General features: G+C 38.2%; 5 protein-coding genes, 1 pseudogene and 1 riboswitch. Of the genes and pseudogenes, 1 reads left to right on the forward strand and 5 read right to left on the reverse strand.

What is annotated here, in order from left to right:
* Nucleotides 1-273: 273 nt before the first annotated feature.
* The 4 genes and pseudogenes from AC11ZT_RS11520 to queC form a co-directional block, all read right to left on the reverse strand.
* Nucleotides 274-441: pseudogene (locus AC11ZT_RS11520) on the reverse strand (preQ(1) synthase); the annotation flags it as partial.
* A gap of 15 nt (nt 442-456) precedes the next feature.
* Nucleotides 457-1,170, reverse strand: coding sequence for a 7-carboxy-7-deazaguanine synthase QueE (gene queE / locus AC11ZT_RS11525; protein WP_484059730.1), 714 nt, complete (start codon nt 1,168-1,170; stop codon nt 457-459).
* Nucleotides 1,163-1,651 (reverse strand): 6-carboxytetrahydropterin synthase QueD, encoded by a 489-nt coding sequence (gene queD, locus AC11ZT_RS11530; RefSeq protein ID WP_484059731.1) that lies wholly within the window; start codon nt 1,649-1,651, stop codon nt 1,163-1,165. The genes queE and queD overlap by 8 nt, the downstream gene beginning before the upstream one ends.
* Complete coding sequence (gene queC / locus AC11ZT_RS11535) at nt 1,651-2,313, reverse strand: 7-cyano-7-deazaguanine synthase QueC (protein WP_484059733.1); 663 nt, start codon at nt 2,311-2,313, stop codon at nt 1,651-1,653. The genes queD and queC overlap by 1 nt, the downstream gene beginning before the upstream one ends.
* A 91-nt stretch (nt 2,314-2,404) precedes the next feature.
* A riboswitch (PreQ1 riboswitch) is annotated at nt 2,405-2,448 on the reverse strand.
* A 252-nt stretch (nt 2,449-2,700) separates the two neighbouring features.
* Between queC and AC11ZT_RS11540 the strand changes: the two genes are divergently transcribed.
* Nucleotides 2,701-3,936 (forward strand): ATP-binding protein, encoded by a 1,236-nt coding sequence (locus tag AC11ZT_RS11540; RefSeq protein ID WP_484059734.1) that lies wholly within the window; start codon nt 2,701-2,703, stop codon nt 3,934-3,936.
* A gap of 29 nt (nt 3,937-3,965) precedes the next feature.
* Here the strand turns inward: AC11ZT_RS11540 and AC11ZT_RS11545 are convergent, their stop codons facing one another.
* On the reverse strand, nt 3,966-4,094 hold the full coding sequence (locus AC11ZT_RS11545) for a DUF6254 family protein (RefSeq protein ID WP_484059732.1): 129 nt from the start codon (nt 4,092-4,094) through the stop codon (nt 3,966-3,968).
* Nucleotides 4,095-4,163: the final 69 nt, after the last annotated feature.

Here is a 4,163-nt window from a genome sequence, read left to right on the forward strand (position 1 = left end):
CAGGTTGTCCGGTTTTTGGCATCTGCAATTTGCAGGTGGACTATATCATGTTCTTCGTACACTGCGATATATAACAAAGAACCCTCGCGCTTCCATCATTTCTGATGTACTCTACTCTCTTCCACAATTGCTACAAACTCGCTTCACAGTTGTGTGATTTCGATAGTCTCTGCACCTTCCCGAAAGCGGGCTTGGCTCAGGATTAGAATCGCTTCCTTCCCTGAATTCACGAGGTTTAAGCGACTGTGTCACCACAGAAGTGTGCCCTTATTGACACAAGCTAGTAAACTCCGGACAATTGAATTTGACAAAATAATCTCGTCCTTGATGATGATTATCAAACGTTTCTAAAACTTCGGGTGTATAATCAAACGCATAATTTGTTTGTTGATTTCCTAACAGCGTTACATCCTCTAACTCTTCGTTTTTACGTCCCGGCATGTTTCCTGCTCCTCCTTATACTCCACGCTTATTGCCCCACACGAGCGCATGTAGCTGCGGGAGAACTGTTACATCATTCATATTCGATTCGATTACTTGATTAATTAACCATTCGTATTTATGAAGCAAGTTCGTTACGAGCATAGCATTCTGATCCGTATAGACATCGTCATTGCCAACCTGCACATAAAATGGAACGTCTGAATACCGTTCATGCACCTCTCTCGCAAACGCAAAATCAGCTTCATTAAACACAACCACTTTAAGACTCATATGCTGATTACGTAGCCGCTCCACAATCATATCTAGAATTTCAAAATTCGTTTCCATATGAGAACTTGGTGGTTTGGGAGAGATAGTTACATCATCTATGTCAAGAAGCCATTCTTGCCATCTGCTACCTTGTGTTTCAATTGCGGTTCGAATATGATGTTCCTTCAAAAAGGACACCAGCTCGCCAATTGCTGGAATCAGCACCGGATTTCCACCCGATATTGTAACATGTGAAAATCGATTCTCACCTAAGTGCTGTAATTCTTCCCAAATTTCTTCTACATTCATTTGCCTAATATGATCCTTAGCCGACCCGTCCCATGTAAAAGCAGAATCGCACCAAGCACAATGATAATCACATCCAGCTGTTCGAACAAACATCGTTTTTTTTCCGACGACCATGCCTTCTCCTTGAATGGTTGGACCAAATATTTCTAAAACCGGAATGCTAGTCAACTAGCATCCACTCCCGTCTCATTTCGGCATAGCTAGTCGGTGTTTCATACAATTTCACAAATTCTACCCGTGCTTCTCGAAATTTCTTTGCACAGTTCGCCAAAGATTCTTCCATTTTTTCAAAAATCCAAACGACCATGTTCTCTGCTGTTGTATTCATCGGTGGCAATGTTTCATTCACATATCGATGATCTAAATAAATTTCAATCTGTTCTTTCCAAATTTTCTTTACATCACCAAAATCAACGGCAATTCCGATTTCATTTGGATATGCACTAATGCCAAATACAACTTTATACGTATGTCCATGCAAATTTTTACATTTTCCTTCGTATGCATGTAAATGATGCGCAGCGTCAAATGTAAATTCCTTGCTGACCATTACACGTTTCGCATGGTACTTTAGCTGCGACCGTTTTATATCCACATCTATTTTTTGTAAATTGTCTACAATACGAAAACCAAAAAAGCCATGCTCCATTACGCATTCGCTCCTTCGCGCTCTGCGATAAACGTATCAAGACCAGCTTTTCGAAGCTTGCATGCAGGGCATTCTCCGCATCCATCTCCGATAATTCCTTCATAGCAGGTTAATGTATTTTCACGAACAAAATCAAAAGCACCCAGTTCATCAGCCATCTTCCACGTCTGTGCTTTATTTAGCCACATAAGGGGAGTATGGATGACAAATTCATAATCCATTGCTAAATTAAGCGTTACATTTAATGACTTCACAAAAACATCCCTGCAATCTGGATACCCACTGAAATCCGTTTCACAAACACCCGTTATAATATGTCTTGCCCCTAACTGTTTTGCTAGCACAGCTGCAAAGGATAAAAACAATAGATTACGTCCATCTACAAAAGTAGATGGAAGTTCTCCGTCTTCCTGCGTAATTTCAATGTCATTCCGAGTTAGTGCATTAGGAGCAAGCTGATTCAACAAGCCCATATCAAGAATCGTATGCTTTACACCCAGTGTCTTAGCAATATTTGTTGCACATTCAATTTCTAAACGATGACGTTGATTATAATTAAACGTTACCGCTTCTACTTCCTTAAACTGTTGCAACGCCCAAAACAAACATGTTGTACTATCTTGTCCGCCGCTAAATACAACAACTGCCTTTTCTTGCTTCATCATCGACTCATTCTCCTTTTCTCTCTTAAGAAAATTAGAAGACGAGTATTCTTGAACTTCATAAAAAACAAAACAAATCCGCTGGATGTTGTTTTTCTTAGTTTTTTATAGAGGGAGTTCGCGAACCTCTCCCATGCCTTGGCATGGACTTTCTTCCATTCAATTTTATAAAAAGATAGAATCCACTATCACTTCATACCTATGTATTGTAATGGAAAGAGCCAAATTCCGCAACAGACCCTTCATCTAGTACAACTTTTATGTGGACAAATTATAGTATTTATATTTTTTTCTAATAATAGTATTATATACCTATAAAGATTTTTTCTTTGAAAGAATGAGGTGATTTAGGTATTGAAGATTTTTATCGTCTACCAGCTGATGAACATGTTAATTATTTTAATTTCTACCTTAACATATCATCTTTTCTGGGTACAAAAAGGGAGACAACATCCCAAGCTTAGTTCCTTCATTTTCATTATTCTAAGTATATGCTCTGCCTTTCTTTGCATTACATTTGCAGCCCAGCCCTTTAGTGGCTATCGATTTGATATGAGACAAATTGTTCTAATTAGCAGTACATATATTGGTGGTCCTGTTGCAGGAGGAATCGTATGGGTTGCAATGAATATATATCGTTTATTTTGGGGTGGTATCGGCGGGTATAATACCCTACTTGCTTCAACCATTCTATTTATAGTACTTATATTTACACGTCGAATTTATATCCAATCTACCTTTTCTAAGAAAGTTGTACTGTCCATTTTCATCTCAGCCGTATTCTCAGGAGGTTGGATTCCATTTTTCATTGCCGAAGTAAGTCCAAAAGCATACATGAGCTATATTATTGTATACCAACTTTGCAGTACGTTTGGAACTATATTAATACTCTATTTAATAGAAATTTTGCGTTCTCAGGTAAAACTCCAGGAAGAACTTATGAACGCGGAAAAGTTTCAGCTTATTGGTGAAATGGCGGCTTCCATTTCACATGAGATACGCAATCCCCTCACTTCCACACGCGGTTTTTTACAGCTTCTTCAATCGGAAAATTGCTCGCGTGAAGAACAAAAGGTGTACTTAGATATAGCAATCAATGGGATTGACCAAGCAAATCATGTGCTTACGGATTACTTGACATTCGCTAAGCCAAGCATTGACAAAATGCAAACGTTAGATTTGCATCACGAGATAGCTAGTGTTCTTAGTCTCATTACGCCGATGGCTAATTTTGCAAACGTCATCATTCAGTATAGTCCGCCTCATTATTCATCTTCCGTTCTTGGTGAAAAACAAAAGCTGCATCAATGTTTGCTTAACATTCTTAAAAACTCAATTGAGGCGATGCCTACGGGAGGAACTTTAACAATTTCAACAAAATCGTATGAACAAGAAATCGAGCTTCTAATAGAAGATACTGGAATTGGAATGAGTGACGATCAATTAAAACGACTTGGGTCCCCCTTTTACTCTACGAAAGAAAAAGGGACTGGTCTAGGAATGATGGTCGTATTTAGTGTTATAAAGGCAATGGGAGGTACCATTGACATATTAAGCAACCTCGATAATGGTACAAAATTCAAATTATGCTTTCCAATTGTAGTAAAAATGAAGAAATCGTAAATATACTACATTACGATTTCTTCATTTTTTTACAGCTTTCTTTCATTCGGTTTTTCGTTATCGGTTAGTTCTGCAAATGATTTCACTTTTCCATGAGGTTGTTGATTTTCTTTCCTAGATTTCCACTGTCGCTCTGCCTCTCTCTTTTGATCAGCCATACACATCACCACCTTGTATATTGTTTCTTTCATTAGAATGGCATGTTATTAAAAAAATATTCGTTACAA

The organism is Ectobacillus sp. (assembly GCF_056992975.1).